Annotated in this window: 25 protein-coding genes; 10 read left to right on the top strand and 15 right to left on the bottom strand. The window is 72.3% G+C overall.

Annotation, left to right across the window (positions count from 1 at the left end; translation table 11 throughout):
- Positions 1 to 21 precede the first annotated feature (21 nt).
- A complete protein-coding gene (locus tag R2S09_RS36475) occupies positions 22 to 1,968 on the top strand; it encodes an AfsR/SARP family transcriptional regulator (RefSeq protein ID WP_316745502.1) in 1,947 nt (648 codons plus the stop codon).
- A gap of 27 nt (positions 1,969 to 1,995) precedes the next feature.
- Here R2S09_RS36475 and R2S09_RS36470 read toward each other — a convergent pair whose 3' ends face one another.
- From R2S09_RS36470 to R2S09_RS36435, 7 genes are all read right to left on the bottom strand, one after another.
- Complete coding sequence (locus tag R2S09_RS36470) at positions 1,996 to 2,775, bottom strand: D-Ala-D-Ala carboxypeptidase family metallohydrolase (protein WP_316745501.1); 780 nt, start codon at positions 2,773 to 2,775, stop codon at positions 1,996 to 1,998.
- Positions 2,776 to 2,938: 163 nt separating this feature from the next.
- The gene (locus tag R2S09_RS36465) at positions 2,939 to 3,163 is read right to left on the bottom strand and encodes a DUF5133 domain-containing protein (protein WP_229903358.1); all 225 of its coding nucleotides are present in this window, start codon (positions 3,161 to 3,163) and stop codon (positions 2,939 to 2,941) included.
- Positions 3,164 to 3,555: 392 nt separating this feature from the next.
- Entirely contained in the window at positions 3,556 to 3,819 is a 264-nt protein-coding gene (locus R2S09_RS36460) for a hypothetical protein (protein ID WP_306185245.1), read from the bottom strand.
- 490 nt (positions 3,820 to 4,309) lie between these two features.
- Positions 4,310 to 5,308 carry a type I glyceraldehyde-3-phosphate dehydrogenase gene (gene gap / locus R2S09_RS36450; RefSeq protein ID WP_306185246.1) on the bottom strand — a complete coding sequence of 333 codons (999 nt, stop codon included), beginning with the start codon at positions 5,306 to 5,308 and terminating at the stop codon, positions 4,310 to 4,312.
- Positions 5,309 to 5,435: 127 nt separating this feature from the next.
- Positions 5,436 to 6,392, bottom strand: coding sequence for a helix-turn-helix domain-containing protein (locus R2S09_RS36445; RefSeq protein WP_316745500.1), 957 nt, complete (start codon positions 6,390 to 6,392; stop codon positions 5,436 to 5,438).
- A 124-nt stretch (positions 6,393 to 6,516) separates the two neighbouring features.
- A complete protein-coding gene (locus R2S09_RS36440) occupies positions 6,517 to 7,173 on the bottom strand; it encodes an ATP-dependent endonuclease (RefSeq protein WP_316745506.1) in 657 nt (218 codons plus the stop codon).
- Positions 7,174 to 7,258: 85 nt separating this feature from the next.
- The gene (locus R2S09_RS36435; RefSeq protein WP_316745499.1) at positions 7,259 to 8,170 is read right to left on the bottom strand and encodes an aldo/keto reductase; all 912 of its coding nucleotides are present in this window, start codon (positions 8,168 to 8,170) and stop codon (positions 7,259 to 7,261) included.
- 354 nt (positions 8,171 to 8,524) lie between these two features.
- Here R2S09_RS36435 and R2S09_RS36430 point away from each other — a divergent pair, with 354 nt between their 5' ends.
- On the top strand, positions 8,525 to 9,268 hold the full coding sequence (locus R2S09_RS36430) for a bifunctional 2-polyprenyl-6-hydroxyphenol methylase/3-demethylubiquinol 3-O-methyltransferase UbiG (RefSeq protein ID WP_306185251.1): 744 nt from the start codon (positions 8,525 to 8,527) through the stop codon (positions 9,266 to 9,268).
- 37 nt (positions 9,269 to 9,305) lie between these two features.
- On the opposite strand, the gene R2S09_RS36425 is transcribed toward R2S09_RS36430, so the two are convergent.
- Positions 9,306 to 11,288 carry a heavy metal translocating P-type ATPase gene (locus R2S09_RS36425; RefSeq protein WP_316745498.1) on the bottom strand — a complete coding sequence of 661 codons (1,983 nt, stop codon included), beginning with the start codon at positions 11,286 to 11,288 and terminating at the stop codon, positions 9,306 to 9,308.
- Positions 11,289 to 11,439: 151 nt separating this feature from the next.
- Here R2S09_RS36425 and R2S09_RS36420 point away from each other — a divergent pair, with 151 nt between their 5' ends.
- Entirely contained in the window at positions 11,440 to 11,829 is a 390-nt protein-coding gene (locus tag R2S09_RS36420) for a metalloregulator ArsR/SmtB family transcription factor (RefSeq protein WP_306185254.1), read from the top strand.
- Positions 11,830 to 11,970: 141 nt separating this feature from the next.
- On the opposite strand, the gene R2S09_RS36415 is transcribed toward R2S09_RS36420, so the two are convergent.
- On the bottom strand, positions 11,971 to 12,204 hold the full coding sequence (locus R2S09_RS36415; RefSeq protein ID WP_316745497.1) for a hypothetical protein: 234 nt from the start codon (positions 12,202 to 12,204) through the stop codon (positions 11,971 to 11,973).
- 502 nt (positions 12,205 to 12,706) lie between these two features.
- On the opposite strand from R2S09_RS36415, the gene R2S09_RS36410 reads away from it, so the two are divergent.
- A complete protein-coding gene (locus R2S09_RS36410; RefSeq protein WP_306185257.1) occupies positions 12,707 to 13,603 on the top strand; it encodes an RNA polymerase sigma-70 factor in 897 nt (298 codons plus the stop codon).
- Between the two features lie 66 nt (positions 13,604 to 13,669).
- Here the strand turns inward: R2S09_RS36410 and R2S09_RS36405 are convergent, their stop codons facing one another.
- The 3 genes from R2S09_RS36405 to R2S09_RS36395 all read right to left on the bottom strand — a co-directional run bounded on the left by R2S09_RS36405 (position 13,670) and on the right by R2S09_RS36395 (position 16,580).
- Complete coding sequence (locus tag R2S09_RS36405; protein WP_316745496.1) at positions 13,670 to 14,446, bottom strand: RNA polymerase subunit sigma; 777 nt, start codon at positions 14,444 to 14,446, stop codon at positions 13,670 to 13,672.
- Between the two features lie 62 nt (positions 14,447 to 14,508).
- Positions 14,509 to 15,504, bottom strand: coding sequence for a zinc-binding alcohol dehydrogenase family protein (locus tag R2S09_RS36400; protein WP_306185338.1), 996 nt, complete (start codon positions 15,502 to 15,504; stop codon positions 14,509 to 14,511).
- Positions 15,505 to 15,602: 98 nt separating this feature from the next.
- Entirely contained in the window at positions 15,603 to 16,580 is a 978-nt protein-coding gene (locus R2S09_RS36395; RefSeq protein WP_316745495.1) for an EamA family transporter, read from the bottom strand.
- 39 nt (positions 16,581 to 16,619) lie between these two features.
- Here R2S09_RS36395 and R2S09_RS36390 point away from each other — a divergent pair, with 39 nt between their 5' ends.
- From R2S09_RS36390 to R2S09_RS36375, 4 genes are all read left to right on the top strand, one after another.
- Positions 16,620 to 17,153, top strand: a complete 534-nt coding sequence (locus R2S09_RS36390) for a MarR family transcriptional regulator (RefSeq protein ID WP_316745494.1) — start codon at positions 16,620 to 16,622, stop codon at positions 17,151 to 17,153.
- Between the two features lie 53 nt (positions 17,154 to 17,206).
- Positions 17,207 to 18,007, top strand: a complete 801-nt coding sequence (locus R2S09_RS36385; protein WP_306185263.1) for a MerR family transcriptional regulator — start codon at positions 17,207 to 17,209, stop codon at positions 18,005 to 18,007.
- The gene (locus R2S09_RS36380) at positions 18,004 to 18,942 is read left to right on the top strand and encodes a hypothetical protein (RefSeq protein ID WP_316745493.1); all 939 of its coding nucleotides are present in this window, start codon (positions 18,004 to 18,006) and stop codon (positions 18,940 to 18,942) included. Before R2S09_RS36385 ends, R2S09_RS36380 begins: the two co-directional genes overlap by 4 nt.
- Before the next feature lie 253 nt (positions 18,943 to 19,195).
- A complete protein-coding gene (locus tag R2S09_RS36375) occupies positions 19,196 to 19,768 on the top strand; it encodes a hypothetical protein (protein ID WP_306185266.1) in 573 nt (190 codons plus the stop codon).
- Positions 19,769 to 19,955: 187 nt separating this feature from the next.
- Here the strand turns inward: R2S09_RS36375 and R2S09_RS36370 are convergent, their stop codons facing one another.
- Complete coding sequence (locus R2S09_RS36370) at positions 19,956 to 20,519, bottom strand: Clp protease N-terminal domain-containing protein (protein WP_306185268.1); 564 nt, start codon at positions 20,517 to 20,519, stop codon at positions 19,956 to 19,958.
- Positions 20,519 to 20,728: an HTH domain-containing protein gene (locus R2S09_RS36365; protein ID WP_306185270.1), complete on the bottom strand. Its 210-nt coding sequence runs from the start codon at positions 20,726 to 20,728 to the stop codon at positions 20,519 to 20,521. The genes R2S09_RS36370 and R2S09_RS36365 overlap by 1 nt, the downstream gene beginning before the upstream one ends.
- 120 nt (positions 20,729 to 20,848) lie before the next feature.
- Here R2S09_RS36365 and R2S09_RS36360 point away from each other — a divergent pair, with 120 nt between their 5' ends.
- Both R2S09_RS36360 and R2S09_RS36355 read left to right on the top strand, forming a co-directional pair.
- Complete coding sequence (locus tag R2S09_RS36360; protein WP_306185272.1) at positions 20,849 to 21,607, top strand: IclR family transcriptional regulator; 759 nt, start codon at positions 20,849 to 20,851, stop codon at positions 21,605 to 21,607.
- Positions 21,608 to 21,687: 80 nt separating this feature from the next.
- Positions 21,688 to 22,092: an STAS domain-containing protein gene (locus R2S09_RS36355; RefSeq protein ID WP_306185274.1), complete on the top strand. Its 405-nt coding sequence runs from the start codon at positions 21,688 to 21,690 to the stop codon at positions 22,090 to 22,092.
- A 20-nt stretch (positions 22,093 to 22,112) separates the two neighbouring features.
- Here R2S09_RS36355 and R2S09_RS36350 read toward each other — a convergent pair whose 3' ends face one another.
- Complete coding sequence (locus R2S09_RS36350; protein ID WP_316745492.1) at positions 22,113 to 24,416, bottom strand: SpoIIE family protein phosphatase; 2,304 nt, start codon at positions 24,414 to 24,416, stop codon at positions 22,113 to 22,115.
- Between the last annotated feature and the right edge of the window lie 140 nt (positions 24,417 to 24,556).

Genomic DNA, 24,556 nt, shown 5'->3' with positions numbered 1-24,556 from the left:
CGTGCGGACGACAATGACGGCATGGAGATCTTCGTCGAGGTGCTCGGGCCGATCGAGGTCACCGACAGCGAGGGCCGGCCCGTGGCGGTGGGCAGCCGGCGCCGCCGCGAGCTTCTGGGACGGCTGGTCGCGGCCGCTGGCCGGGCCGTTCCGCTGCCGGTGCTGGTCGATGATCTCTGGGAGGAGCCGCCGCCCACAGCGGCCGGTACGATCCGCACCTTCGTCGCCGAGCTGCGCCGCGCCCTCGAGCCGGATCGGCGCCCGCGCGCCCGGTCGCGGGTCATCGAGACCGTCGGTACCGGATACGCCCTGCGGATCCCACGGTCACACGTCGACGCCCACCGGTTCGAGGACACCCTTCGGGCGTTGCGCGAGGGAACCGGCGGCCAGGCGGCCGGTGCGCTGGGCGAAGCACTCACGTGGTGGCGGGGCGAGCCGTACGCGGACCTCGACGCCTCGCCCTGGCTGACACCGGAGCGCGCCCGCCTGACGGAACTGCACCGCCAGGCCGTCGAGCTGCGTGCCCGGGCGGTACTCGACCTCGGGCGGGGCGCGACCCTCGTCCCGGAGCTGGAGGCGTTCGCCACCGCACACCCGTGGCGGGAGCATGCCTGGGCCCTGCTGGCCCGTGCCCTCTACCAAGCCGGCCGGCAGGTCGACGCGCTGGCCTCGCTGCGCGACGCGCGCGCCGGGCTGCTGGATCGGTTCGGACTGGAGTCCGTGGACAGCCTGGACCATCTGGAACGTGACATCCTCCGGCACGCTCCGCACCTCACGCCCGCGCCCCGGGGCGGGGACCGGCTCAACCTGCTCACGCGCACCGAGGCGACGGGGATCTACACCCGGCTGCGCTCGATGAGCACCGTGGCCGGAGCCGCGGCGGTCACCGGTGGCACCAACCTGGTACTGGCCCAGGAGCAGCGCGCCAGGGCGGTGGCGGAGGCGGAACGGACGGGGGACCCCGGCCTGACCGCCCGCGTGATCGCGGCCTACGACGTCCCGACCATCTGGACCCGCGCCGACGATCCCGTACGCTCCGAGGCTCTGGTCGCGACCGTCCGACGGACCCTGCACCAGCTGGGAACGGGGGCTCCGCCCGCGCTTCGGGCACGTCTCCTCGCGACCGCGGCCCTGGAGCATCGCGGAACCCGGGACCGCTGGGCCGCCGAGGCGGCGACCGAGGCCGAGCGCCTCGCCCGGGACCTGCACGACTCCAGCGTGCTGGCCCTGGCGCTCAACGCCCGGTTCGTGCAGTCCTTCCAGCGCCCGGGGGACACCGGCGAACGCGATGTGATCGCCGGCGAGCTCATCGAGCTCGCCGCGCGACATGAGCTGCCGATGTTCGAGATCCTCGGCCACCTGATCAGGATGCAGGCCTGCGCGGCCCGCGGCGAGGGCGAGGCCGCGCAACCTCACGTCGTGGCGGCCGAGCGGCTCGCCACCATCCATGAGACCCCGCTCGTTCACGTTCTCACCGCCGCCTACCGGGCCATGCGGCTGGCAGAACGGTCGAACGACCCCGCCGAGGCCGCCCGCGCCTATCGCGCCGTGGCCGCGGACCTCGGCGGGGCCGGCATGCCCGGGATGGAAGCCGGCATCCTCCCGCTCGCGCTGCTCTCCCTCCGCCTGCGCCACCGACGGCCCGCGCCGACGGACCCCGGCCTCGACTGGGGTCCCTACCGTCCCTGGACGCGGCCCCTCCTCGACCTGGCCCGCGGCAACCCCGCGGCGGCCCGGTGCGCCGCCGCCGGCCTGCCCACGCCCCCTGCCGACCACCTGTACGACGCGCTGTGGGCCGTCAACGCACACACGGCGATCCTGCTCCAGGACGCACCGCTCGCCGCACAGGCGCACGACGCCCTCTCCCCCCTGCGCGGCGAGATCGCGGGCGGAACGACCGCCGTGATCACCTTCGGCCCGGTCGACGACATCCTGGCCGCCCTGGACCACCACTTCGGCCGGCGGTGATGGGGCGTTCACAATGGCTGATCACGGTCACACCACGCCGCTCTCCCACCACCAGGAGCCGGAGCCGTACGACGGGTACTGGACGCGGCTGTCCACGTGCTGCCAGGAGTGCGTGTACGCCTCCAGTCCGGAGAACCCGCAGGTCTCGGCGATCTTGTACACCTGGAGGGTGGTGTGCCCGGAGACCACGACGTCGGCCGCGACGCCGTACACGTGCATGCTGTTGGACGCGCCGCCCACGGAGGCGTTGTGTGCGACGCTGCGGAAGCCGGAGTTGATGGTGACCGCGGCGTTGCCGGCCTTCTTGCGCAGCGCCTCCAGCTTGTACATCAGCCGCCGGACGTTCTCCTTGACCTGAGTGGCGCTCACCTTGCCGCCGCTGAACCCCGAGCCGTCCTTGGACTGGAACTCGCTCCAGTCGAAGTGCGCGGTCGAACCGTCGCCGCTCTCCAGGCTGTTGAGCACGCCCTGCGTCTGCGGTCCGACGACACCGTCCACGGTCAGACCGTAGGCGGACTGGAAGCGTCTGACCGCACCGTCGGTGCCCGGGCCGAAGGCGCCGTCCCAGGCGATGTACGTCTTCTGGGCACTCGACGCGGCCCAGCCCCCGACGCGGATCTGCAACTCGACCACGTCCGAGCCGGAGGCGCCCTGCTGCAGCGTGCGGGTCCAGCCGTAGGCCGAGGCCCGGCCCGCCGAGCCGAGATCGACGAACGCCGCCGCACCCAGCGCGGCCGTCACACCCGCCGCACCCCGCAGCAGCGCGCGGCGCCGCACGCTTCCTCCCTGGACCTGTGACTCGTTCATGATCCCGTCCCCTCGACCGAGCGGTGGTTGACGCGCGTCACCGTAAGCGCTGTCTTGTCATGAACGCAACGGGTCGATGCGGCGGATCCCGCCCATCGGTTCCGGCCGCGCCGCTCGCCCGCACAGGTACGGGCGGCGACATCGAGCACACTGAGATCGCTGTTCAGCGCCGAGGCTGCTGTCGTGCCATGGCATCGGCCAGCTGCCGGCGTGCCACGAACAAGGCCGCGTCCAGCCGGCGGGTGCCGGTGACCACACACAGCGTGTACGCGGCATCCTCGAGCTGGCGCGCGGTGTCCGAACCACCCCCGGACGCCACCCGCCGGCTGAGCCTCTCACACCGTTCGATCAGCTCCCGCAGGAGCGAAGGATGCGCCACCAGCACCACGGCCGCCTCCGTTCTCACCCACCTGGACCATCCCCCATCCCTCAAACGGTCGCAGCCACCGGCCTCCGCCGCACCTCGAGAGGGATCGCGGGCCATGCTGGTGGCACCCCGGCGTCAGGAGCAGCCATGGACAATGATCGGCGCAAGGAAGCGTATCTGCAGCAGGGCGGCCGCACGGACGTCACGCCGCGACAGCGACGACGCCTGAAGAAGAAGGGCGGCCAGGGCAAGCAGTAGCGGGCCGCGGTCGTCGGCGCACCGCTCGGCCCGGGAGCGGGAGCGGGAGCGACGCGACGGACCGGCCGCCGGCGCGCCCTGGAGCGGACGCGCCGACGGCCGGTCGGATCGCCGTCACCGCCTGCTGAAGGCGGGTGCCGGCGGCGGGAGCAGGCTCAGCGGTGGCAGTTGCGGTGGTGCGTGGGGTGCCAGACGCGGGTCCAGGAGGCGGCGTGCCAGCGGTGGTGCCGGTCCCGGAATCCCGGGTGCCGCACCCACGTCCAGTGGCCCGATGCCTCCACGCAGTGGCGCGCCGGCCTCGGCGGCTGGTGGTGCTGCGGTGCGGCCGACGCGGTGCCGACCGTGCCGACGACCGCGCCCGCGGCCAGGGCCACCGTCGCCGCCCCCAGGGCGGCCGCCCTCTTCAACCCGTTGATCATGTTCAGACCTTTCCGTGCGAGCCGGGGCCGACGCCCCGCCACTCCCCCGACCGGTTCGGCCGGGGACGCAGCGATCCTCACCCTCGGACACCGGCAAAGACCTGAAGAACACCGCTTGTCACGAAACACCAATCAATTTCTCACTCACCTCAAATAGTCATATATATGCCTCACTCCTGACATTCGTGACCCAGTGGGCGTTCGCGGTGGTCAGCGGCTTGGTGCCGCGCACGATCGCGGCGTGCGTACCGCCGGCGACCGCGCGGGTCGCTCGGCATCTCTGCCCGCAGCCTGTGTGGCCTTGCGAACGTCAGGAAGGCGACGGGCCCGGGCCGACGGACGTACGCGGCGGCCAGCTGTTCGGGCCGGACGGCATGGGTGAGCTGCGGGGTGCGCCGCGGCGTGTGAAGCCTGCCGCGCGGGCCACCGACCCGGACACCGGCCGCCGGCCGCCGTGGACAGCCGGTCGGCGAGTGCCGGGGACGCCCGGTCAGCGGCCGGCGAGGAGTTCGAGCGTGTCGATCACACGGTTCGAGAAGCCCCACTCGTTGTCGTACCAGGCGACGACCTTGACATGACGGCCGTCGACGCGGGTGAGGGCCGAGTCGAAGATCGACGAGGCCGGGTTGCCCGTGATGTCGGAGGACACGAGCGGGTCGTCCGAGTACTCGAGGATGCCGGCGAGCGGCCCCTCGGCCGCGGCGCGGTACGCCGCCAGCACGTCGTCGCGCGTCACGTCGCGGGCGACAGTGGTGTTCAGTTCGACGATCGAGCCCACCGGGACCGGCACACGGATCGAGTCGCCCGACAGCTTGCCGTCGAGGTTCGGCAGCACGAGGCCGATCGCCTTGGCGGCACCCGTCGTGGTCGGCACGATGTTGACGGCGGCGGCGCGGGCGCGGCGGGCGTCGCGGTGCGGACCGTCCTGCAGGTTCTGCTCCTGTGTGTAGGCGTGCACCGTCGTCATGAAGCCGTGCTCGATGCCGGCGAGTTCGTCGAGCACCGCGGCCAGCGGCGCGAGCGCGTTGGTCGTGCACGAGGCGTTCGAGACGATCGTGTGCACGTCCGGGTCGTACGCGTCGGTGTTGACCCCGAACGCGAGTGTGACGTCGGCTCCGTCCGAGGGAGCGCTGACGAGCACCTTCCTCGCGCCCGCGTCGAGGTGGGCGCGGGCGGCCTTCGCCGAGGTGAACCGGCCGGTCGCCTCCAGCACGATGTCCACGCCGAGTGCGGCCCACGGCAGCTGCGCCGGTTCACGCTCGGCGAGCACCTTGATGCGTCGGCCGTCGACGACCAGGGTGTCCCCGTCGACGGTCACCGGGCGGCCGAGGCGGCCGGCCGTCGTGTCGTAGGCGAGCAGCCGCGCGAGGGTGGCGGGCTCGGTCAGGTCGTTGACGGCGACGACCTCGAGGTCGCTGCCGCGTTCGAGCAGGGCGCGCAGCACGTTGCGTCCGATGCGGCCGAATCCGTTGATCGCGATGCGAGTCATGAATGGTGTCCCTTCGGTTCGCGACCAGCGTCGCGCGCGGCGTCCGCCCGGAACAGCGGCGTGATCGCCACGGTTCACAAGGATCGCGCCACAATGGGTGGCCATCCACTCACCCTGAGCGGGCGGGCTACTCGCCCCGGGCGAAGGTGCGCCGGTACTCGCTCGGTGTGGTGCCGAGGATGCGCTGGAAGTGCAGCCGCAGATTCGCGCCGGTGCCCAGCCCCACGTCGGCGGCGATCTGCTCGACGCTGAGCTGGGAACGCTCGAGCAGCTCCCGGGCCACGTCGATACGGGCTCGCATCACCCACTGCATCGGCGTGTACCCCGTGTCCTCGACGAAGCGCCGCGAGAACGTACGCGGCGAGACCGCCGCATGCCGGGCGAGCGCCTCGAGGGTGAGGGGCTCGCCCAGCCGGTGCAGCGCCCACTCGCGGGTCGCGGCGAACCGCTCGCCGAGCGGCTCGGGCACGCTGCGCGGCACGTACTGCGCCTGACCGCCGCTGCGGTAGGGCGCCGCGACCAGGCGCCGGGCCGCGTGGTTGGACGCGGCCACCCCGAGGTCGCCGCGCAGGATGTGCAGGCACAGGTCGATGCCCGAGGCCGCGCCGGCCGATGTCAGCACGCTGCCCTCGTCGACGAACAGAACGTTCTCGTCGACCTGGACGAGCGGATGCTTCTCCGCGAGCGCCCGCGAGTAGTGCCAGTGCGTCGTGGCACGCCTGCCGTCGAGCAGGCCCGTCGCCGCGAGCGCGAAGGCGCCCGTCGAGATGGCCGCGAGCCGGGTGCCCCGGGCGTGCGCGGCGATCAGCGCGTCGACGACCGTCTGTGGCGGGTCGTCACGGTCCGGGAAACGGTAGCCGGGGATGAAGACGATGTCGGCCCACGCCAGTGCGTCGAGGCCGTGGGTGACGTGGTAGGCCAGGCCGTCGCCGCCGGTCACCAGTCCGGGCGCCGCTCCGCACACCCGCACCTCGTACGGCATGCTCGCGCGGGTCGTGAACACCTGCGCGGGAATGCCCACATCGAGCGGCTTGGCACCCTCGAGCACGAGCACGGCGACACGATGCAGACGGGAGGACGGCACGAGGGCCAGGATACGAGGGGTGCGGCGCCCACCGGTCTCCGTGGACGGTCGACGCCGGCATCGCGGGAGGCTGTCGTCCTGGACGCCAACCACCGAAGACGCCGAGGCCGCCCGCCGCCGATCGTCAAGAGACGTACGCGAGGAGGCGCTCCAGCGGCCGGGGTACGTGCTCGAGGTCCAGGTGCGCGACCAGCGCCCGCGCGTACAGCGCCTTCCGGCCGCTGTGTGTGCCCATGAAACGCCGCAGCTGGTGCTCCACGGGCCTGTCCCGCTGTGCCGGCTGGCCCTGGAAGGTGAGGAAGGGGCGCGTCTCGCCCTGGGTGTCGATCACCTGCCGCACACGCTCGGCGCCGAGAGCACGGATCAGCTCGTCCTCCAGGTCGGCGACGCACACCTGGAACCCGAGTGTCTCCGGTCCGGTCTGCGTGAGACCGGGCCCGAGCCCGACCCGCTGAAGATGACGCCGGAAATGCCGCTCCTCCCCGATGTCGCAGAGACCGGCCAGCGGCAGCCCGAGCCCTGGAGGACCGCACACGTCCAGGAAGCGCCCGATGTTCATGGCCCCGCCGAGCGGTACGACGGCGACGCCCTCCGCACCGAGGTCGCGGCCGCGGCGCATGGCCAGCGTCTCGAGCGCGAGCTGATCACTGCTCCCCTCGACGAGCACGACCGTCCGCACACCGCCGGCCAGCTCCCGCGCCGCCGCGGCGGCCGCGCCCGCCCCCGCGCCGCCGGCCGCCCATGCGACCAGTGCCTGGCGGAATCGCCTCAACTCGTCCACGAGACCTCGCTTCCCCACGCCATCCTGGCAGGCCGGGATCTCGTACGCACGCGCGTTTCCCGGGGGGCGGCTCCGGGCGAACGGCCTATCGCGCGCCGCCCGGCCGCAGTGCGGTGAGGCGTGTCATCTCCTCCTCCGTGAGCCGTATCGAGCCGGCCGCCATGTTCTGCGCGAGGTGGTCCGGGTCCCCGGTCCCGGGGATCGCCAGCACATGCGGCCCCTGGTGCAGGGTCCAGGCCAGGCGGACCTGCGCGGCGGACACGCCGTGAGCGCGCGCCACGGCCTGCACCGCCTCGCTGTCACGGGCCGCCGGGCCCGCCTCACGCCCCGAACCGGCGATGGCGAAGAACGGCACGAAGGCGAGGCCGAGTTCACCACAGAGCCGGAGGAGCGCGCGCTCCTCGTCGCACGCGCCGATCCCGTAGGGGTTCTGCACGCAGACCACCGGCGCGATGGCGAGGGCCTCCGCCAGCTGCTCGGAGGTGACGTTGGAGACACCGAGGTGCCGGATCAGCCCGGCGTCGCGCAGTTCGGCCAGCGCGCCGAAGTGCTCGGCGACCGAGCCGGTCCGCCGGCTCGGCGGCACACGCAGGTTCACCACGTCCAGGTGGTCGCGGCCCAGTTGGCGCAGGTTCTCCTCGACCTGTCCGCGCAGCTGCGCGGGTGTGGCCCACCACCAGGCGCCCGAGGGGTCGCGGCCGGGCCAGACCTTGGTCGTGATGACCAGGCCCTCCGGGTACGGCGCCAGCGCCCGGTTGATCAGCTCGTTGGCCGAACGCGTCGCCGAGAAGTAGTACGCGGCGGTGTCGATGTGATTGACGCCGGACTCGACCGCCCGCCGGAGCACGCCGATCGACGTCTCGCGGTCACGCGGCACACCGTGGTCGAAGGGTGCGGTGCCGGTCAGTCGCATCGCGCCGAAGCCGACGCGGTTGACGGTCAGGTCACCCAGCCGCCAGGTGCCGGCGACTGCCGTGATGTTCGTGCGTGGATGCATACGAGGGTCTCCTCTTGCGGGCGCGGGGCGGGAAGCAGGAAGCGGTAAGCGGGTTCACCGAATGGAGCCGGTTCACCGAATGGAGCCGGGTCACCGAATGGAAGCGGGTTCACCGAATGCCGGAGGCACGCAGACCCCGGGCATGAAACACGCAGGCCCCGGGCATGAAAGAAGCCTCCCCGGCGGATCGGAATCCGCGCCGGGAAGGCTCGCGTACGGCGTAAACATAGCAGGCCGGCGAAGGCGTCCGCAGGCCGGCCTTCGGCACGGGGCTGCGCCGGCCGGCGTCCCGGCAGCGGCGGCACGCGGGAAATCCGCTGGACATCGCACGGGCCGACGGCGAGCGTTGAGGGAATGCAGCAGGAGAAGATCTGGGACGCCGAGGCCGCCCAGCGCTATGACACGCCCGGCTCCGGCATGTTCGCGCCCGAGGTCCTGGGGCCGGCCGTGGACCGGCTCGCCCAGCTCGCGGGGGACGGTGCGGCACTCGAGTTCGCCATCGGGACCGGCCGGGTGGCCGTGCCGCTCGCCGAGCGAGGAGTCCCGGTCACCGGCATCGAGCTGTCGCTGCCGATGGTGGAGCAACTGCGCACCAAGGCCGACGAGTCGACGATCCCGGTGGTCATCGGTGACATGGCGACCACCGCCGCCCCCGGGAAGTACACCCTGGTCTATCTCGTCTACAACACGATCTCCAACCTGCTCACCCAGGACGAGCAGGTCCAGTGCTTCCGCAACGCCGCCCGCCACCTCACGCCCGGCGGCCGGTTCGTGATCGAGCTCTGGGTACCGGAACTGCGCAGACTCCCACCGGGACGGACGGCCACCGTCTGGCAGTCCGAACCCGGCTACATCGGTCTGGATACCTACGACGTCCTGCGCCAGCACGTGGTGTCGCACCACTTCCACTTCGACGACACCCAGCAGGCGCAGTTGTTCCGCAGTCCGCATCGCTACATCTGGCCCGCCGAACTGGACCTCATGGCCCAACTGGCCGGGTTCGAAGCGGAGACGAGGCACGCCGACTGGGCCGGTGCCGAGTTCACCGCCGAGTCGCGTTCTCACGTCTCCGTCTATCGCATCCCTCCGGCCCCGTAGCGGCGGTCCTGGCACGCGGTGACCGTCCCGCGGCGGATCACCCGGCGGCCCGCTTCCAGGCCGCCTCGCGCAGCAGCCGCAGCCCGTTGAGGCCGACGACGACGGTGGAGCCCTCGTGTCCCGCGACACCGAGGGGCAGCGGCAGGTGGCCGGCCAGGTCCCAGGCGACCAGGCCTGCGATGAAGACAGCGGCGATGACGAGGTTCTGTACGACCAGCCCGCGGGCCCGGCGGGACAGCGAGATCACGGCGGGTACGGTGGCGAGTTCGTCGCGGACGACGACGGTGTCGGCGGTCTCCAGCGCCAGGTCGGAGCCCGCCCTGCCCATGGCGACGCCGGTGTGTGCGGCGGCCAGGGCCGGGGCGTCGTTGACACCGTCGCCGACCACCATCACCTTGCGACCGGACCGTTCGAGCTCCCTGACGGCGCTCACCTTGTGGTGGGGCAGCAGTCCGGCCCGTACGTCCTCGACGCCGACTTCGGCGGCGAGGCGGGCGGCGGCCCTCGGGTTGTCGCCGGTCAGCAGCAAGGGCGCGGTCCCGGTCAGGGACGTCAAGGAGGCGACGGTGGCCGTGGCGTCGGGACGCAGTCGGTCGGCGATGCCGAGCACGCCGGCGGGTGTGCCGTCCACCGCGACCAGCACGGCCGTGCGGCCGCCGTCCTCGAGCTCAGCTGCGTGGTCCGCCGCGCCCGTGGAACCGGTGTCGCCCGGACCGGGCAGGAGCCGGGCGGGAGCGCCGACCGCGACCGTGTGTCCCTCGACGGTGGCCGTCACACCGACACCGGGCGCGGAGCCGAAGTCCTCCGCCACCGGCAGGGCGAGTCCCTGCTCACGGGCGGCCTCCACCACGGCGCGGGCCAGCGGATGCTCGCTGGGGTGCTCGGCCGCCGCGGCGAGCGTCAGCAGGCCGGCCTCGTCGAGGCCGGACCCGGGCAGCGGCCGTACGTCGGTCACCCGCGGCGTGCCCTCGGTCAGCGTGCCGGTCTTGTCCAGCGCGACCGCGTCGACCTCGCCGAGCCGCTCCATGACCACCGCGGACTTGACCAGCGCACCGTGCCGTCCCGCGTTGGCGATGGCCGACAGCAGCGGCGGCATGGTCGCCAGGACCACCGCGCAGGGCGAGGCCACGATCATGAAGGTCATCGCCCGCAGCAGCGAGCCCGTGAGAGCGGCGCCGAAGGCCAGGGGGACCAGGAAGACGGCGAGGGTCGCGGCCACCATGCCCAGCGAGTAGCGCTGTTCGACCTTCTCGATGAACAACTGGGTCGGCGCCTTGGTACCGGACGCCTCCTCCACCATGCGCACGATCCGTGCGATCACCGTCTCGGAGGCGTCGCGTTCGACGCGGACGCGCAGCGCGCCGGTGCCGTTGAGGGTGCCGGCGAAGACCTCGTCGCCGCGCTCCTTGGCCACCGGCAGCGGCTCACCCGTGATGGTCGCCTGGTCGACGTCGCTCGCCCCGTCCAGGACACGTCCGTCGGCGCCGACGCGCTCGCCGGGCCGTACCAGGATCGTGTCGCCGACGGTCAGCTCCTCGACGGCGACGGTGACCTCGCTGCCGTCGGCCTCGACGCGGGCGGCGGTGGCCGGGGCCAGGTCGAGCAGACCGCGCACGGAGTCCGCGGTGCGAGCGGTGGCGAGTGCCTCCAGGGCGCCCGAGGTGGCGAAGATGACGATCAGCAGCGCACCGTCCATCACCTGCCCGATCGCCGCCGCCCCGAGCGCGGCGACCACCATCAGCAGGTCGACATCGAGCGTCTTGTCCTTCAGCGCCCGCACTCCCGCCCAGCCCGGCTCCCAGCCGCCCGCCGCGTAGGTCAGCGCGTACGCGGGGCCCCACGTCCAGGCGGGGGCACCGGTCAGCTGCAACGGCAGCGCGATCAGGAAGAGGACCAGGGCTGCTGCTGCCCAGCGCGCCTCGGGCAGCGCGAGGACTCGGGTGCGGCGCCGGGGTGCGCCCGCGGTCCCGGCCGACGGCGCTGCGCGGTCGATCGGAGCCGGGGCGAGGGTGGAGGTCATCGGGGCGGGGGTCCTTCACGACGGCATGACGAGGGCGCGGGCAGGGCAGGGCACGGGGAGCCGGAGACCCGGCGCGCCGCTTTCTCCACCGTACAGGAGTAGATGAAGAATCATTCATGCGTTCATGTGTTCTTCTCCGTAGGATGTACGCATGGGCCACGGAGCTGACGCCAAGACCACCGCCACCGCGCGCCAGCGCCTCGAAGCCGTCGGTGCCGCCGACGTGGCCGTGACCCTCCAGGCCCTCGCCACACCCTCCCGACTGCGCATCCTGGCCCGCCTCCAGGAGGGGCCGTGCGCGGCGACCGAACTCGCCGATGCCGTGGGCATGGAGCAGTCCGCCTGCTCCCACCAGTTGCGTCTGCTGCGCAATCTCGGCCTGGTCACCGGCGAGCGCCGGGGCCGCTCGGTCATCTACGCCCTCTACGACAACCACGTCGCCGAACTGCTCGAGCAGGCCCTCTACCACGTGGAGCATCTGCGCCTGGGCCTGCGCGACACCCCGGCACAGGCGCCCGCCACGGCGGCCGGAGCCCGCTGATCCTCACGCCTGCATGGAACCGGCCTGGTCGTGGCCGGTGTCCGGGGAGCCGCCCGTCGCGCGCAGCATGGACAGGCCACCGCCTCCTCCAGGCCCTGGCCGGTGATCACGTCGACACCACTGGACAAGGAGTGCGACGGCTCAATGCGCGGCGCACGCCGCGCCCGCGTGTGACGGTGTGCCCGCGTGTGACGGTGTGCCCGCGGGTGACGGCGTGTCGGTCGGGTCCTCCTCGGCCCAGACGACCTTGCCTCCCGACACCCAGGGGGCGCCCCATCGGTGGGACAACCGGGCGACCAGGAAGAGGCCGCGGCCGTTCTCGTCGACGGCACGGGCACGACGCACCCGCGGGGAGCCGACGTCGGCATCGAACACTTCGCAGGTCAGCACCTGATGCCGGATGAGACGGAGAACGATCGGACCAAGTGCTGTGGCGCACGGCGTTGGTGACCAGTTCACCTGTTTCCTGGGCTGGCACGGGGCGTCGGCGTCCTCCTCGGCCAGGCGCTGGACCGCGTCGTCGAGATGGGCCGGCAACTCGCCCCGGCGCCGGACAGCGGGATCGCATCGAACCAGTCGCCCGCGACGCCGCTGTGGACATCGGCGGGCAGGTAACGCGAGGCAGCCTCGACCGCCGCACCGCCTCTCGGACGGTGCGGGAGAGGTTTCGCTGGAGCGCGAGGGCCGCGGTCTGCTCGCGCGCGTACTGGCGGGCGTTGTCCAGCGCCGACCGCGACTTCGCTTTCCAGGCAGTTGACCGGACGGTCCCGCCATGTGTGACAGGGCGTCTCCCACGGCACCGCCGCCACAGGCGGACACCCGCCCGCGTCCGCCTGTGGCGGCTTGTAGCATGGTGATCCGGAGCTGGAGGACGTCTATGTACGCCGGTGACGAGGCAGACTCACTGGACCGGGCAACGCGGGATTTCATCGCGGCGCGTCCTCAACTGTTCGGCATCGCCTATCGCGTACTCGGCAGCGCGACGGAGGCCGAGGACATCGTCCAGGAGGCGTGGCTGCGCTGGCAGAACAGCGACCGCGCCGGCATCCACGAGCCGACGGCGTTCCTGACGACGGTCACCGCCCGTCTGGCGATCAACCACGCGCAGTCCGCCAGGGTGCGGCGCGAGTCGTACATCGGGCCGTGGCTTCCGGAGCCGGTCGACACCAGCGGGGATCCGCACCTGGGCGCGGAACGCGCGGAGGCCCTCGATCTGGCGGTGCTCTTCCTTCTGGAGAAGCTGAACCCCGTGGAGCGGGCCGCCTACGTGCTCAGGGAAGCGTTCGACTACCCGTACCAGCAGCTCGCGGAGATCCTGGAGACGAGCGAGGCCAATACGCGCCAGTTGGTGAGCCGTGCCCGCAAGCATCTGTCGTCGCAGCGCAGGGAGCCGGTCGGCTCCGCCGCGCACCGGCGCCTGCTGGAGGCGTTCGTCGCCGCCGCGCAGACCGGTGATCTGTCGGCGCTCGAGGGTGTTCTCACGGCGGACGTGGTCAGTTACGCCGATGGCGGAGGGATGCGCGGGGCGAGCAGGATCCCGGTCGTCGGGCGTCCGCACGTCTCCAAGTACGTTGCCGCCTTCGCCCCGCGTTTCTGGCCCGAGCGGGACGTTCGCTGGGTCGAGGCCAACGGCAGGCCGGCCGCCCTGGTCTCGGCCGGTGGCACCGCGGTGGCTCTGCTGTCCGTCGAGGTGTCGGCACACGGCATCGAACGCCTGATGTGGGTGCTGAATCCCGCCAAACTCGCCTCGTACGCGGCCTTGTCGGACGGTTGAGGGCCGCACGCCGGCGCATTCCCCTGGTCGGTGCGAAGCCCTGTCACGGGCAGGGCCGCCGGGCTGTCACCGCGGCGTCGACGGCGGGCCGGCCAGGGGTGAGGGCCGGTTCCAGGAGCGCAGCTTGTCGGGATTGAGGACGACCCGGACGAGTGCGATGTGGTGGTCGGCGATGTCGAGGCTGATGACGGCGGCGACCTGGTGGTGGTAGTGGGCCACAAGGCCGGTGCGGCCGTTGACGGGGTGGGTGGTCAGGACGGCTGTGTGCGGGCGGCGCCCCAGGAGTGTCAGCAGGATGTGGGCGACCTGCCGGCTGCCGTGGACCGGTCCGATCAGCGCCCGCACCTTGCCGCCGCCGTCGAAGAACGCCGTGGCGTCCGGACGGAACAGTGACACGAGCAGTTCCGCGTCCTCGCTCACACAGGCCTCGCGGACGGCACGGGCGAGGGCGTCGTGCTCTTCCGGAGCCGCGGGACACGAGGGCCGCATCCGGAGCCGGCGGCGGGCCGGTCCGGCGTGTTCGGCACACTCCGGCCGTGTGCCTGCCACGATGTCGGCGAGCGTGTCGGGGGCCGTCCCGACGACGTCATCGGGCACGCACGCCGCCCGGCCCGGCGGGGTGTTCCGGCCCAGGCGGATTCCTCCCGCGGTGTTCGTGAGCCAGGACCGGGGAGCGGTGATCCGCCGGCGGGTGCCCTCAGGCAGCCCGTACCACCGGCGACAGGTCTCCTCCACGACGCTCTCCGCCTCGCCGGGGCGGTCCAGCATGCGGCAGGAGACTTCCAGCAGACATCGGCGCTCGTCCAGCAGCTCGGCGATCGACGCCGCGTCACCATGGTCCATACGCCATTCTCCCTCCCCCAGCGCCGTCCTGGCCGCCAGGGCCGTTGGACGCGTCGGCCGGGTCACGGTCGCACGCGGAGCACCGCGACCCCGTTGACGCGGCCCGCCGACAGGTCGTCGAGCGCACGGTCCGCCTCGTCGAAGCCGTACACCGTGACCGTGACCCGCAGGCGCTGCTCCGAGGCGACAGCGAACAGCGCGCGCCCGTCGTCGCGGGTGTTGGCGGTGACACTGCGGAGGGTCCGCTCGCGGAAGAGGTCCCGCTGGTAGTCCAGCGTGGGGATGTCCGTCAGGTGGATACCGGCGATGCTGAGCGTTCCGCCGCCGGCCAGGGCCTGCAGCGCGACGGGGACCAGGTCGCCGGCCGGGGCGAAGAGGATCGCCGCGTCCAGCGGCTGCGGGGGTGGTGCGTACGGGTCGGTCGCCGAGGCCGCCCCCAGGGACAGGGCGAGTTCCTGGGCGGCCGGTGACCGGGTGAACACGTGGACGGTCGCGCCCTGGGCGAGGGCGACCTGCGCGGTGAGGTGGGCGGAGGCCCCGAATCCGTAGACCCCGAGACGGCCGCCCGGGGGCAGCTCGGCGCGGCGCAGGGCGCGGTATCCGATGATCCCGGCGCACAGCAGAGGGGCCAGCTCCTCCTCGGTGTATCCCTCCGGCAGCTCGTACGCGTACGCGGCGGGAACGGTGGTGTACTCCGCGTAGCCCCCGTCGGTGTCCCAGCCCGTGTAGAGCGAGGCCGGACACAGGTTCTCCCGCCCCCGCAGGCAGTACCCGCACTGCCCGCATGTCCGGCGCAGCCACGGAATCCCGACCCGGGCGCCGATCGCGGGCCCCGCGGCCGCCCGGCCCGCCGCGACGACCTCACCCACCGTCTCGTGCCCGGGCACGACCCGCTCACGGTGTGCGGGCAGGTCGCCGTCCCGCACATGGAGGTCGGTCCGGCACACCCCGCACACGGCCACCCGCACCAGCAGTTCGTGGTCCTCGGGGGCCGGGACGGGCAGTACGACGGACTCGATCGTCCCCGGGTGGGCGGCGGATGCCACCCAGGCCCGCATCGACGCCGGAAGCGTTGTCGTACCCATGGAAGGCACCTCCCTCCTGTTCCATCAGACCGCTCCGGTTGCCGGAGGTCGAGCTTCCGGCGGCCCCGTCCTCAGGCGCCCGGGGGTGGCGGACCAGAGGGCCGGCACGAACACCGTTCGGCCGGGGCCGGAGCAGACGGAACCGGAGCGGACGGCAGTGCCACGGCCGGGGCGCGCGGCCTGTCTTGGCGCCGGTTCGCGCGTGCGGGCCGGCCGAGGACGACTCCGGCCAGGACGAGTGCCAGCCCGGACAGTTGCCGGGCTGTCAGCACCTCGTGGGCGACCACGGTGCCGAGCAGCACGCCCGTGACGGGGTTGAGCAGTCCGATCAGGCCCACCGTGCCCGCGGGCAGGTGCCGCAGCCCGGTGAACCAGGCGGCGAAGGCCAGTGCGGTGGCGACCAGGGAGACGTAGCCGAACGCGAGGAGCGCCGACGTGGAGAGCGCGGGCACCGGGCCCTCCACGGCCGCGGCGACCGGGAGCAGGAACAGACCTCCGGCGGTGAGCTGCCATGCGGTCGAGGCGAGCACATCGGCACCGGCGCTCCACCTCTTGGTCAGGATGTGGCCGAAGGACGACACCAGCATGGCCGCGGCCGAGGCGAGGACTCCGGGCACGCTCACCCCTTCCGCGCCCGTGAGCAGCATGAGACAGACCCCGCCGAGCCCGAGCGCGGCGCCCGCCAGGTGCCTGATGCCGGGCCGCTCGGACACCAGGAACCAGGCGATGAGCATCATCGCCGGCGGCGACACGGCCATGACGGTCGACGCCACGCTCGTCGGAAGCAGCTGGGAGGCGGCGTACACGAGCACGAAGAACACGCTCACGTTGAGCAGCCCGAGCACCGCGGACCGCCACCACCACGCACCCCGCGGCCGCTGCCTGCACAGGGCCAGCAGCACCAGACCGGCGGGCAGCGCCCGCAGCGCGGCGCCGTGGAGCGGGTCGTCCGCGGGCAGGAACTCATGGGTGACGAAGTAGTTGGTTCCCCAGGCCACCGGCGCGACCGCCGTCAGACCCACCCAGCGCGTCCATACTTTAGCTTCCATGGAAGGCAATATAGCTTCCGAGGAAGCTACCATGGCCGCATGGAGCACCAGAACCAGGACCAGCATCCCCGCCCTCGACCGCCGGACCGCGTGGCCCGCATCCAGGCCGACTGGCGCCGCGAGCGGCCCGACATCGACGTCAGCCCGCAGGGAGTGATCGGCCGGCTGCACCGCCTGGCCGACCGGCTCACCGCCGAACTCTGCCTCGTCTACGGCCGTTACGGCCTCGGCGAGGGAGAGTTCGACGTGCTGTGCGCGCTGCGCCGCGCCGGTGAACCCTTCGAACGGGCACCGGGCGAGCTCGCCGCGCACACCATGGTCACGACCGGCGCGATGACGAAGAGGATCGACCGTCTGGAGCGGGCCGGGCTCGTCACCCGCCGCCGCTCCGACGACGACCAGCGTGGCCGGATCGTCGCCCTCACCGGCCCCGGACGCGAGCTGATCGACCGCGCGTTCACCGACCACATGCGCAACGAGCGCCGGCTGGTGGACCTGCTGACCTCCACCGAGGCCGAGGCACTCGAAGCGCTGCTGACCACCTGGCTCTCCCGCCTGGAGAATCCGTCCTGACCTGGCACGACCGCGCTTGACCTTGTCGCAACGACAACGTCTCTACTGGAGGCATGCGTATCGGAGAGCTCGCCGCGATCGCCGGCGTCACCACCCGCACCGTGCGGCACTACCACCGCATCGGTCTGCTGCCCGAGCCCGAACGGCAACCCAACGGCTACCGCGAGTACGGACTGCGCGACGCCGTCGAGCTGGCCCGCGTCCGCAGGCTGACCGAGCTCGGGCTGAGCCTCGACGAGGTCCGCGACGCCCTCGCCGACGACGCGGGCAAGGACCTGCGCGAGATCCTCGCCGAGCTCGACGCCGACCTGGCCCGTCAGGAGGAGGCGATCCGGCAGCGCCGTGCCCGTCTCGCCGAGCTCCTGCGACGCGCGGACGCCGGCGGCCTGCCGGCCGAGGGCCCGGTCTCCGCGGAACTCGCCGCCGTCTTCGACGACATGGCCCGCGCCTCCGCCGCACGACCCGGCCCCGAGCCCGCCATGGCGGCCAAGGAGCGCGAACTGCTCGCGCTGCTGGACTCGACCGCCGGCGCCGGCCACCGCACCTGGCTTGTGACGATGATGCGGGCACTGAGCACCGACGAGGACGCGATGGCGCGGGCGTACGAGATCTATGCCCGGCTGGACGAGCTCGCCGAGGCCGCACCCGACGACCCACGCGTCGCCGAGCTGGCCCGGACGGTGGCGGACAGCATGCCCCAGGAGGTCGCCCGGTCCGCGGCCGAGGCCGCCGCCCGCACCGGCGACAAGGACGGCGGGGGTTTCGCCCAGGCGTTCTTCGCGGACTTCCCGCCCGCGCAGGCGGAGGTCCTGCGCCGTGCGACGGCCCTGCTCCAGGAACGGGGGGCACGGTGAACACACTGCGCAGAACCGTCCGCTGGGGCCTGCTCACCCTGCTCGCCGGCCGGCTCGTGCTCATGCTGTGCCTGGCGTCGGGAGCAGGGATACCCGCGACCGTGATGCGCGCGGTCGAGGTCTCGATGCTCGCCCCGGCCGTGGCGGTGGCCGGAGTGCTGACCGCGGACTACCGCCGCCACCGGCGCGAGGGCACGGCTCGCCGGGCCGCGGCGCTGGAGGCCGGACGGGACCTGGTCCCGGCCGCGCTCCGCCGCCTCACCGTCCACGAGGTCAAACTGTTCACCAGTTGCTGCCGCCGGCTCACCCGCCGCCCACCGCACGGCGTGGGCCCCGGGGACCTCGCGGTGCGCTACGCCGCGAACCAGTCCGCCATGATCTACGGCTTCCTCTTCGTCTCGGTCGTCGAGACGGTGGCGCTGGCGCTGGTCATCCCCTGGCCGGTCGTGCACGCCGTCTTCCTGGTGATCGACGTCTGGGGCTGCTATTTCGTCATCGCGCTGCACATCTCCTGCGTCGTACGCCCGCACGTCGTGACGGCGGACGGCTCGCTGCGCCTGCGCTACGGCGTGCTGCTGGAGATCAGGGTTCCGGCGGAGCTCGTCGTCGGCGCCCGCGTCGAGCGCCGCGTCGTCAACGGCGGCGGCTTGGCGCAGGCGCGCGACGACGGCTCTCTGGAGCTGTCGGTGGGCGGGCAGACCACGGTCACGGTGGAGCTCTCCGAACCGGTACGGTTCGTACGCCCGCTGGGCAAGGAGGCCCAGGCGCGAGTGCTGCGCTTCTACGCCGACGATCCGGCACCGGCTGTGGCCGCGCTCTCCCGGCGCGCGCAGCACTCGGACGACCCGCCGCACAACCCCGAGGCATCCGCGGCGCCCGATGTCAAGCAGCGACGCGCCGAACATCCGGGTCGGTTTTCGCCGCCGCACGGGTGAGCAGGCGTCAGAGGATCACCTGCAAGGACTAATAGTCAGTCAATCTGCTAAGTAGCTGCGTCCATTTGATGCAGCGTCAGTTACCAGGAACCAGGTCCGGGCGTGCCCCGGATACCCCGATTGGCCTACTACAGACGGTAGATGCGATCTGCCCGAAATGACAGCTTCCGAGGGCGTCAGTACGTTCAATCACACACCGGCTGCGAAGTCGGTCTCTCTCTGACTCTGAGACAGGAAGCAGTACACCATGATCATGACTCGATCTCACGCGATCGCCGCAGGTGTCGCGGCCGCCGCGGCCCTGGCCGCGACCGGCATCACCTACGCCACGGCCGCCCCGGCGCCCCAGGCCGCCCCGGCCGCCCAGGCCGCTCCGGCCGCCGCCGTCCAGCAGGCCCCCGTTCAGGCCCCCATGGGCGGCGAGGGCGGAAACAACAACAACAGCAAGGGCAACGAAGGCAACAACAACGACCACGAGGAGCACGGCGAGCGCGGCGGCAACCGCCACCGTGACTACGGCTGGATCCACATCAACGAGCGGTCCTACTCCGCCCACCCGAGCGGCTGCATCACCGTGGTCAGCGGCCTGGGGTCGACCAGCCTCAACATCCGCAACGACAGCAAGAAGACCGTCGAGGTCTTCCGCGGCGTCACCTGCGACAACGGCGCCCCCATCGCCACCGTCGGCCCCCACAGCGAAAGCAACGGGGTCTTCCCCAAGTGGACCAAGGGCGTCCACGTCAAGGACGGGGTGGTGGCCAGCTTCCGCGTCATCGACCGCCACCACGGCAACAGGGGCTACGACGACGACGGCGGCGACTACTAAAGCCGGCGGCACCACGCCGACCATGCGGAACCCCGGCCCGCCGTAATCTGGCCGGGGCGCCGCGACCCGACGCATGACAGAGAATCCCGGCCCGGCGTCATCGGGCCGGGATTCTCGGCGTCGGACGCCGTCTCATCGCCGCCGCCACGCCTCCACTGCCGGCATCAGCCGTGCCTCCCTGCCGGCATCAGCCCGCGGCCGCCTCGCCGACCCCGTACAGCACACGGGTGAGCGACTCGTAGGTGACGCCGTGGTCGGCGAGGATCTCGGCGGCAACGCCCGGGCGCAGCGTCAGGGCCAGCAGGAGGTGCTCGTCACCGATGCGGTGGTCCCGGTGTGTGACGGCGGTGCGCAGGGCACGTACCAGGACGTCCTTGGCGCCCTTGCCGAAGGGCCGGTGCCCGGTTTGCCGGTCCGGGCCCGCCCGGCCCGCGGCCATCGCCCCGACCCCGTGGGCGGCCTCCACCCGGGCGACGATGTCGGTCACGTCGATCCCCAGTCCGGCGAGGGCATCGGTCTCGGCCCGCGACAGACCGGCCCGCCGGCGCGCTTCCCGCACCGCGCGCCGCACCGACTCCTTGCGCCCGCCGAGCCCGAGAGCGGCCAGCGCGAAGGACGCGCGACTCCCCTCCTGCTCCAGCAGGCCGAGCAGCAGGTGCTCGGGATCGACCCGCCGCGCCCCCATCCCCTCGGCCTGCCCGACCGCCCCCGTGACGACCTGGCGGGCCTCCTTCGTGAACCGTTCGAACATCAATGCCTCCCATGCTTCTTGTGCACGGCCTGCCTGCTCACACCCAGTTCGTTGGCGATCTCCTGCCACGACCAGCCCTGGTTGCGCGCATTGCGCACCTGCACGGCCTCCAGCTGCTCCAAGAGCCGACGCAGCGCGGCGACGGCCCGCAGACCGACCCGGGGATCACGGTCGCCCGCCCGGGCGGCGAGTTCGGTTGCTCCGCTCATACTGTCAACTTAGGTTGACAGGCGGCCGCATGTCAACCCTGGTTGACATCAGTTCCCGGTTCGAGGCGCATGCGCTCCGCGCGGCTTGCCCTGACCGGCCACCGCGCGCACGGTGGAGGTATGGGCGCGCGCGAGGCCCCCACCCTCATCACTTCCGTGCAGCGGGCCTTCCGGTTGATGGAGGCAGTCGGGGCTCACGAAGGCGGCGCACCGGCCAAACAGCTGGCGCGGGAGACCGGGCTGGCCCTCGCCACCACCTACCACCTGCTGCGGACGCTGGCGCACGACGGATACGTGCACAAGCTCGAGGACGGCTCCTACGTGCTCGGCGAGATGCTCGGGTCGCTGCACACCGCCAGCCGGACGCAGGCCCTGCTCAGCCGGGTCCGCCCCATGCTGTCGTCACTGCGCGACGACCTGTCCGCAGCCGCCTACCTCACCTTCTACGAGGACGGCGAGATCCGGGTGGCGGAGATCGTGGACGCACCCCGGGCGCCGCGGGCCGACCTGTGGGTCGGCTTCGAGGACGCCGGTCACGCCACCGCGCTGGGCAAGTGCGTGCTCCGCGAGCTGGACGACGAGGGACGCCAGGAGTACCTCTCCCGTCACCGCCTTTCCGATCTCACGCCCAGAACGATCACCGACCGCACGGAGCTGCTGCGGCGGCTCGACACCGCCTCCGGCGCCCCGGCCGTCACCGACCTGGAGGAGTACGCGCTGGGCACCGTCTGCGCCGCGGTGCCCGTGTTCCGGGGCGAGACGGTGGGCGCCCTGGGCGTCTCGCTCCGCAGGGACCGCTCATCCGCGCTCCAGGACGCCTCCGCGCGGCTCCTCGCCACGGCGAACCGAGTGACCAGAGGCCTCTCGCTCACTATCTGAAACTCACACCCTTGTGATGTGCCCCGCAGAAGCCGTCTCCTGGATAAAGCGGACATCAGGGACGGCAAGAGAGGCGGAGCGTGCACACACAGCTCACCCCGGGGAACGGCAACGAGATCGATCACTACGGCACGAACGGCTGGACCGTGGTGAGTGTCACCGGTGACGTGGACCTCTGCTCCTCCCCCGTGATCCGCGACGCCGTCATCCGTCTCGTCGACGAAGGCCACCGTCACTTCGTCCTGGATCTGTGCCAGGTGCCGTTCCTGGACTCCATGGGGCTGGGCATGATCGTGGCGATCACCAAGCGGATCCGGGCACACGCCGGCTCTCTGCTCCTCACCTGCGCCGATCACCGGGTCCGCAACGTGTTCAAAGCCGGCGGCCTGCACTCCGTGTACGCCTTCCACGACTCGGTCGTCGAGGCGACGCGGCACGCTCCCCACGGCAGCGGCCTGGCCGGCTGGCCGTGCAGCCGCGCCTGAGAGCCACCCGACGGCCGCCGTCATTCCTCGCGCGGCGCCTCCGCCGGCAACTCGGCCCATACGGTCTTGCCCTGCGCGCGGTAGCGGGTCCCCCAGTTCGGGGCGAGGCTGGTGATGATGAACAGGCCGCGCCCCGTCTCGTCGGCGGTGCGGGCGTGCCGCACATGCGGTGCGCTCGTGGCCGCGTCGCTGACCTCGCAGGTCAGTACGCGGTCGAAGATCAGGCGCAAGGACAGAGGCGGAGTCCCGTAGCGGACCGCGTTTCCCACCAGTTCGCTGACCACCAACTCCGCGGTGGACGCGACGTCCCCCTCCACGCCCCAGTGTTCCAGCCGCCGTCGGGTCGCGGCACGAGCCAGCGGGGCGGCCTCGGGACCATCCGGCAGCTCACGCGCCAGGACCCGGTCGGCCGGAAGCCTCCTCGTCCGGACGAGCAGCACCAGCCTCTCGTCCCGGAGGTCCTCCTCGCCCAGTGCGTAGGCCAGGGCGTCGCACACATCCCTGACGCTCTGCCCGGCTCCGCGCTCCAGCAGGGCACGCAGCCGGCCGCCGGGGGCGAGGGTCTCGTCCGCGAGCGCGAACGTGCCCATGACCAGGGTGCTTCCCTCGGCCAGTGGCACGGTGGTGGTGGCGAAGGGAGCATCACCGGGTCCCGCGAGAACCGGCCCCTCGGGGACGGACACGGTGTCGCAGAAGCCGTCGGGATGGACGACCACCGGTTCCGGAAGCCCGGCGCGGGCAACCGTGCAGGTGAGGTCGACAGGGTCGTAGACGGCGATCGAGCAACCGGCGGTGAGCGGCACGCGGTGCAGGGGATCTCCGGCCGGCAGCGCCGCACGCTCGGCGGCGAGGCGGACGGCCGTGTCGCTCAGCCGGGCCAGCAGTTCGTCCGGCCCCAGGTCCAGCGCGGCCAGCGAGTAGACGGCCGTGCGCAGCTGGCCCATGGCGGTCGCGGCGGCCATGCCCCGCCCGGCGACCTCGCCGACGATCAGCGCCGTCCGCGCACCCGACAGGGGGATCGCGTCGAACCAGGCGCCGCCTCCTTCGGGGCCGCTCAGATGAAGGTGCGAGATCTCCACCGTGGTCAGGTCCACGGGCTGCTGGGGCAGCGAGCGCCGCTGAACCGTGGCCGCGATCGCCCGCTCGCGGGCGTAGCGACGCGCGTTGTCGATGCACAGAGCCGTGTGCGCGCAGGCGTCGCGCGCCAGCGCGATGTCCTCCTCGTCGAACGGGTCCTCCTGCTCCTGGCGGTAGAAGCTGACCACGCCGAACACCTCGCCGCGCAGCGCCAGGGGCACGACCAGAAGCGAGTGCGCCTCGGAGACGCGGATGGCCTCGGCCCGAGCCGGGTCCGCCGCGAGCCACGCACTGTCCTCCTCGATGGGCACGAGGCGCGGCTCGAGATCGGACAGCGCCCGTGTGAAGGGGGTCCCGAAGGGCAGGAGACGGATGTCGCCGACGGGGTGCGCCGACATCCGGCCCCTGAACGCGACCCGGCGCAGCGGCACCTCCGGATCCACGGGTGCCAGCGGCGGGTTCTCTCCGCGGATCACCTCGTCGACCACCTCCACCACCGCGATCTTCGAGAACGCCGGGACGACCGCGTCGACGAACTCCTCACAGACGTCGATGACGTCCAGTCGCCGTCCCACGCGCTCACGGACCGTGGCGAGGATGTCCAGCCGCAGTCGCGCCCGCTCCCGCTCGGTGACGTCCACCGCGGACACCACCAGGCCCAGCACGTCCCCGCGGTCGTTCTCCATGCGCATGGTGGTGACGGAGAAGATGCCCGGAGGCCGCGCGCCCGGCGTGACGCTGCCGCGGACGAGCCGGTTGATCACCGGCACGCCGGTGGCGAGGACTTCGCGTGCGATCATCTCTTCGGCGTCCGGATCCTCCACTCCGTACACCTCGAAGAAGTGTCTTCCGATCAGGCCGTCGACAGACGCCCGCCGCATGGCGCGGGTGGCCGCGTTCACGCGGACGACGCGCAACTGATCGTCGAGGACATGCAGTCCCACCGGGAACTGGGTGAACGCCGCCTTCAGGACGGCCCGGTCCATTTCCGTGGCGACGTCGCCGGCGGTCCGCACCTCCCACGCCACCGAGGTGCCCCGCGGCAGCGGTCTGATCCGCAGTGAGGGCCACCGCGCCGATGGGCCGTGACGCCCATAGGCGCCGGAGGCGAGCTCGCGCAGGAGGGCGGCCACGGACCGGCCGCGGACCTCCTCCGGCGACCGTCCGAAGAGTTCCTCGGCCGGCTTGTGCCACTCGACTACGTGCCCGTTGTCATCGACAAGCATGAGCACGTCACGATCGGACATGGGCCAGCACCTCCTGCGCCATCCATCCCCCGTGCCGGACGGCAGGGCCGCCACCCCGGGTCAGAAACACACGTACAGTCGCCTGACCGGCGCCGGCCGAACTCCGCGCGGCACGTCAGCCGGCGCCGCCTGCCGTGAAG

It is taken from the genome of Streptomyces sp. MK7 (assembly GCF_032658145.1).
Taxonomy (GTDB): domain Bacteria; phylum Actinomycetota; class Actinomycetes; order Streptomycetales; family Streptomycetaceae; genus Streptomyces; species Streptomyces spiralis.
This window is presented reverse-complemented; position numbering and strand designations above follow the sequence as displayed.

Bases quoted from the DNA above. Each gene is read 5' to 3' on its own strand.
- R2S09_RS36400 (WP_306185338.1), bottom strand. From the start codon at position 15,504: ATGCGGGCCTGGGTGGCATCCGCCGCCCACCCGGGGACGATCGAGTCC.
- R2S09_RS36425 (WP_316745498.1), bottom strand. From the start codon at position 11,288: ATGACCTCCACCCTCGCCCCGGCTCCGATCGACCGCGCAGCGCCGTCG.
- R2S09_RS36350 (WP_316745492.1), bottom strand. From the start codon at position 24,416: ATGTCCGATCGTGACGTGCTCATGCTTGTCGATGACAACGGGCACGTA.
- R2S09_RS36460 (WP_306185245.1), bottom strand. From the start codon at position 3,819: ATGATCAACGGGTTGAAGAGGGCGGCCGCCCTGGGGGCGGCGACGGTG.
- R2S09_RS36385 (WP_306185263.1), top strand. From the start codon at position 17,207: ATGCGTATCGGAGAGCTCGCCGCGATCGCCGGCGTCACCACCCGCACC.
- R2S09_RS36420 (WP_306185254.1), top strand. From the start codon at position 11,440: ATGGGCCACGGAGCTGACGCCAAGACCACCGCCACCGCGCGCCAGCGC.
- R2S09_RS36475 (WP_316745502.1), top strand. From the start codon at position 22: ATGGAGATCTTCGTCGAGGTGCTCGGGCCGATCGAGGTCACCGACAGC.
- R2S09_RS36390 (WP_316745494.1), top strand. From the start codon at position 16,620: ATGGAGCACCAGAACCAGGACCAGCATCCCCGCCCTCGACCGCCGGAC.
- gap (WP_306185246.1), bottom strand. From the start codon at position 5,308: ATGACTCGCATCGCGATCAACGGATTCGGCCGCATCGGACGCAACGTG.
- R2S09_RS36375 (WP_306185266.1), top strand. From the start codon at position 19,196: ATGACTCGATCTCACGCGATCGCCGCAGGTGTCGCGGCCGCCGCGGCC.
- R2S09_RS36360 (WP_306185272.1), top strand. From the start codon at position 20,849: ATGGGCGCGCGCGAGGCCCCCACCCTCATCACTTCCGTGCAGCGGGCC.
- R2S09_RS36370 (WP_306185268.1), bottom strand. From the start codon at position 20,519: ATGTTCGAACGGTTCACGAAGGAGGCCCGCCAGGTCGTCACGGGGGCG.
- R2S09_RS36395 (WP_316745495.1), bottom strand. From the start codon at position 16,580: ATGGAAGCTAAAGTATGGACGCGCTGGGTGGGTCTGACGGCGGTCGCG.
- R2S09_RS36430 (WP_306185251.1), top strand. From the start codon at position 8,525: ATGCAGCAGGAGAAGATCTGGGACGCCGAGGCCGCCCAGCGCTATGAC.
- R2S09_RS36470 (WP_316745501.1), bottom strand. From the start codon at position 2,775: ATGAACGAGTCACAGGTCCAGGGAGGAAGCGTGCGGCGCCGCGCGCTG.
- R2S09_RS36435 (WP_316745499.1), bottom strand. From the start codon at position 8,170: ATGCATCCACGCACGAACATCACGGCAGTCGCCGGCACCTGGCGGCTG.
- R2S09_RS36405 (WP_316745496.1), bottom strand. From the start codon at position 14,446: ATGGACCATGGTGACGCGGCGTCGATCGCCGAGCTGCTGGACGAGCGC.
- R2S09_RS36410 (WP_306185257.1), top strand. From the start codon at position 12,707: ATGTACGCCGGTGACGAGGCAGACTCACTGGACCGGGCAACGCGGGAT.
- R2S09_RS36365 (WP_306185270.1), bottom strand. From the start codon at position 20,728: ATGAGCGGAGCAACCGAACTCGCCGCCCGGGCGGGCGACCGTGATCCC.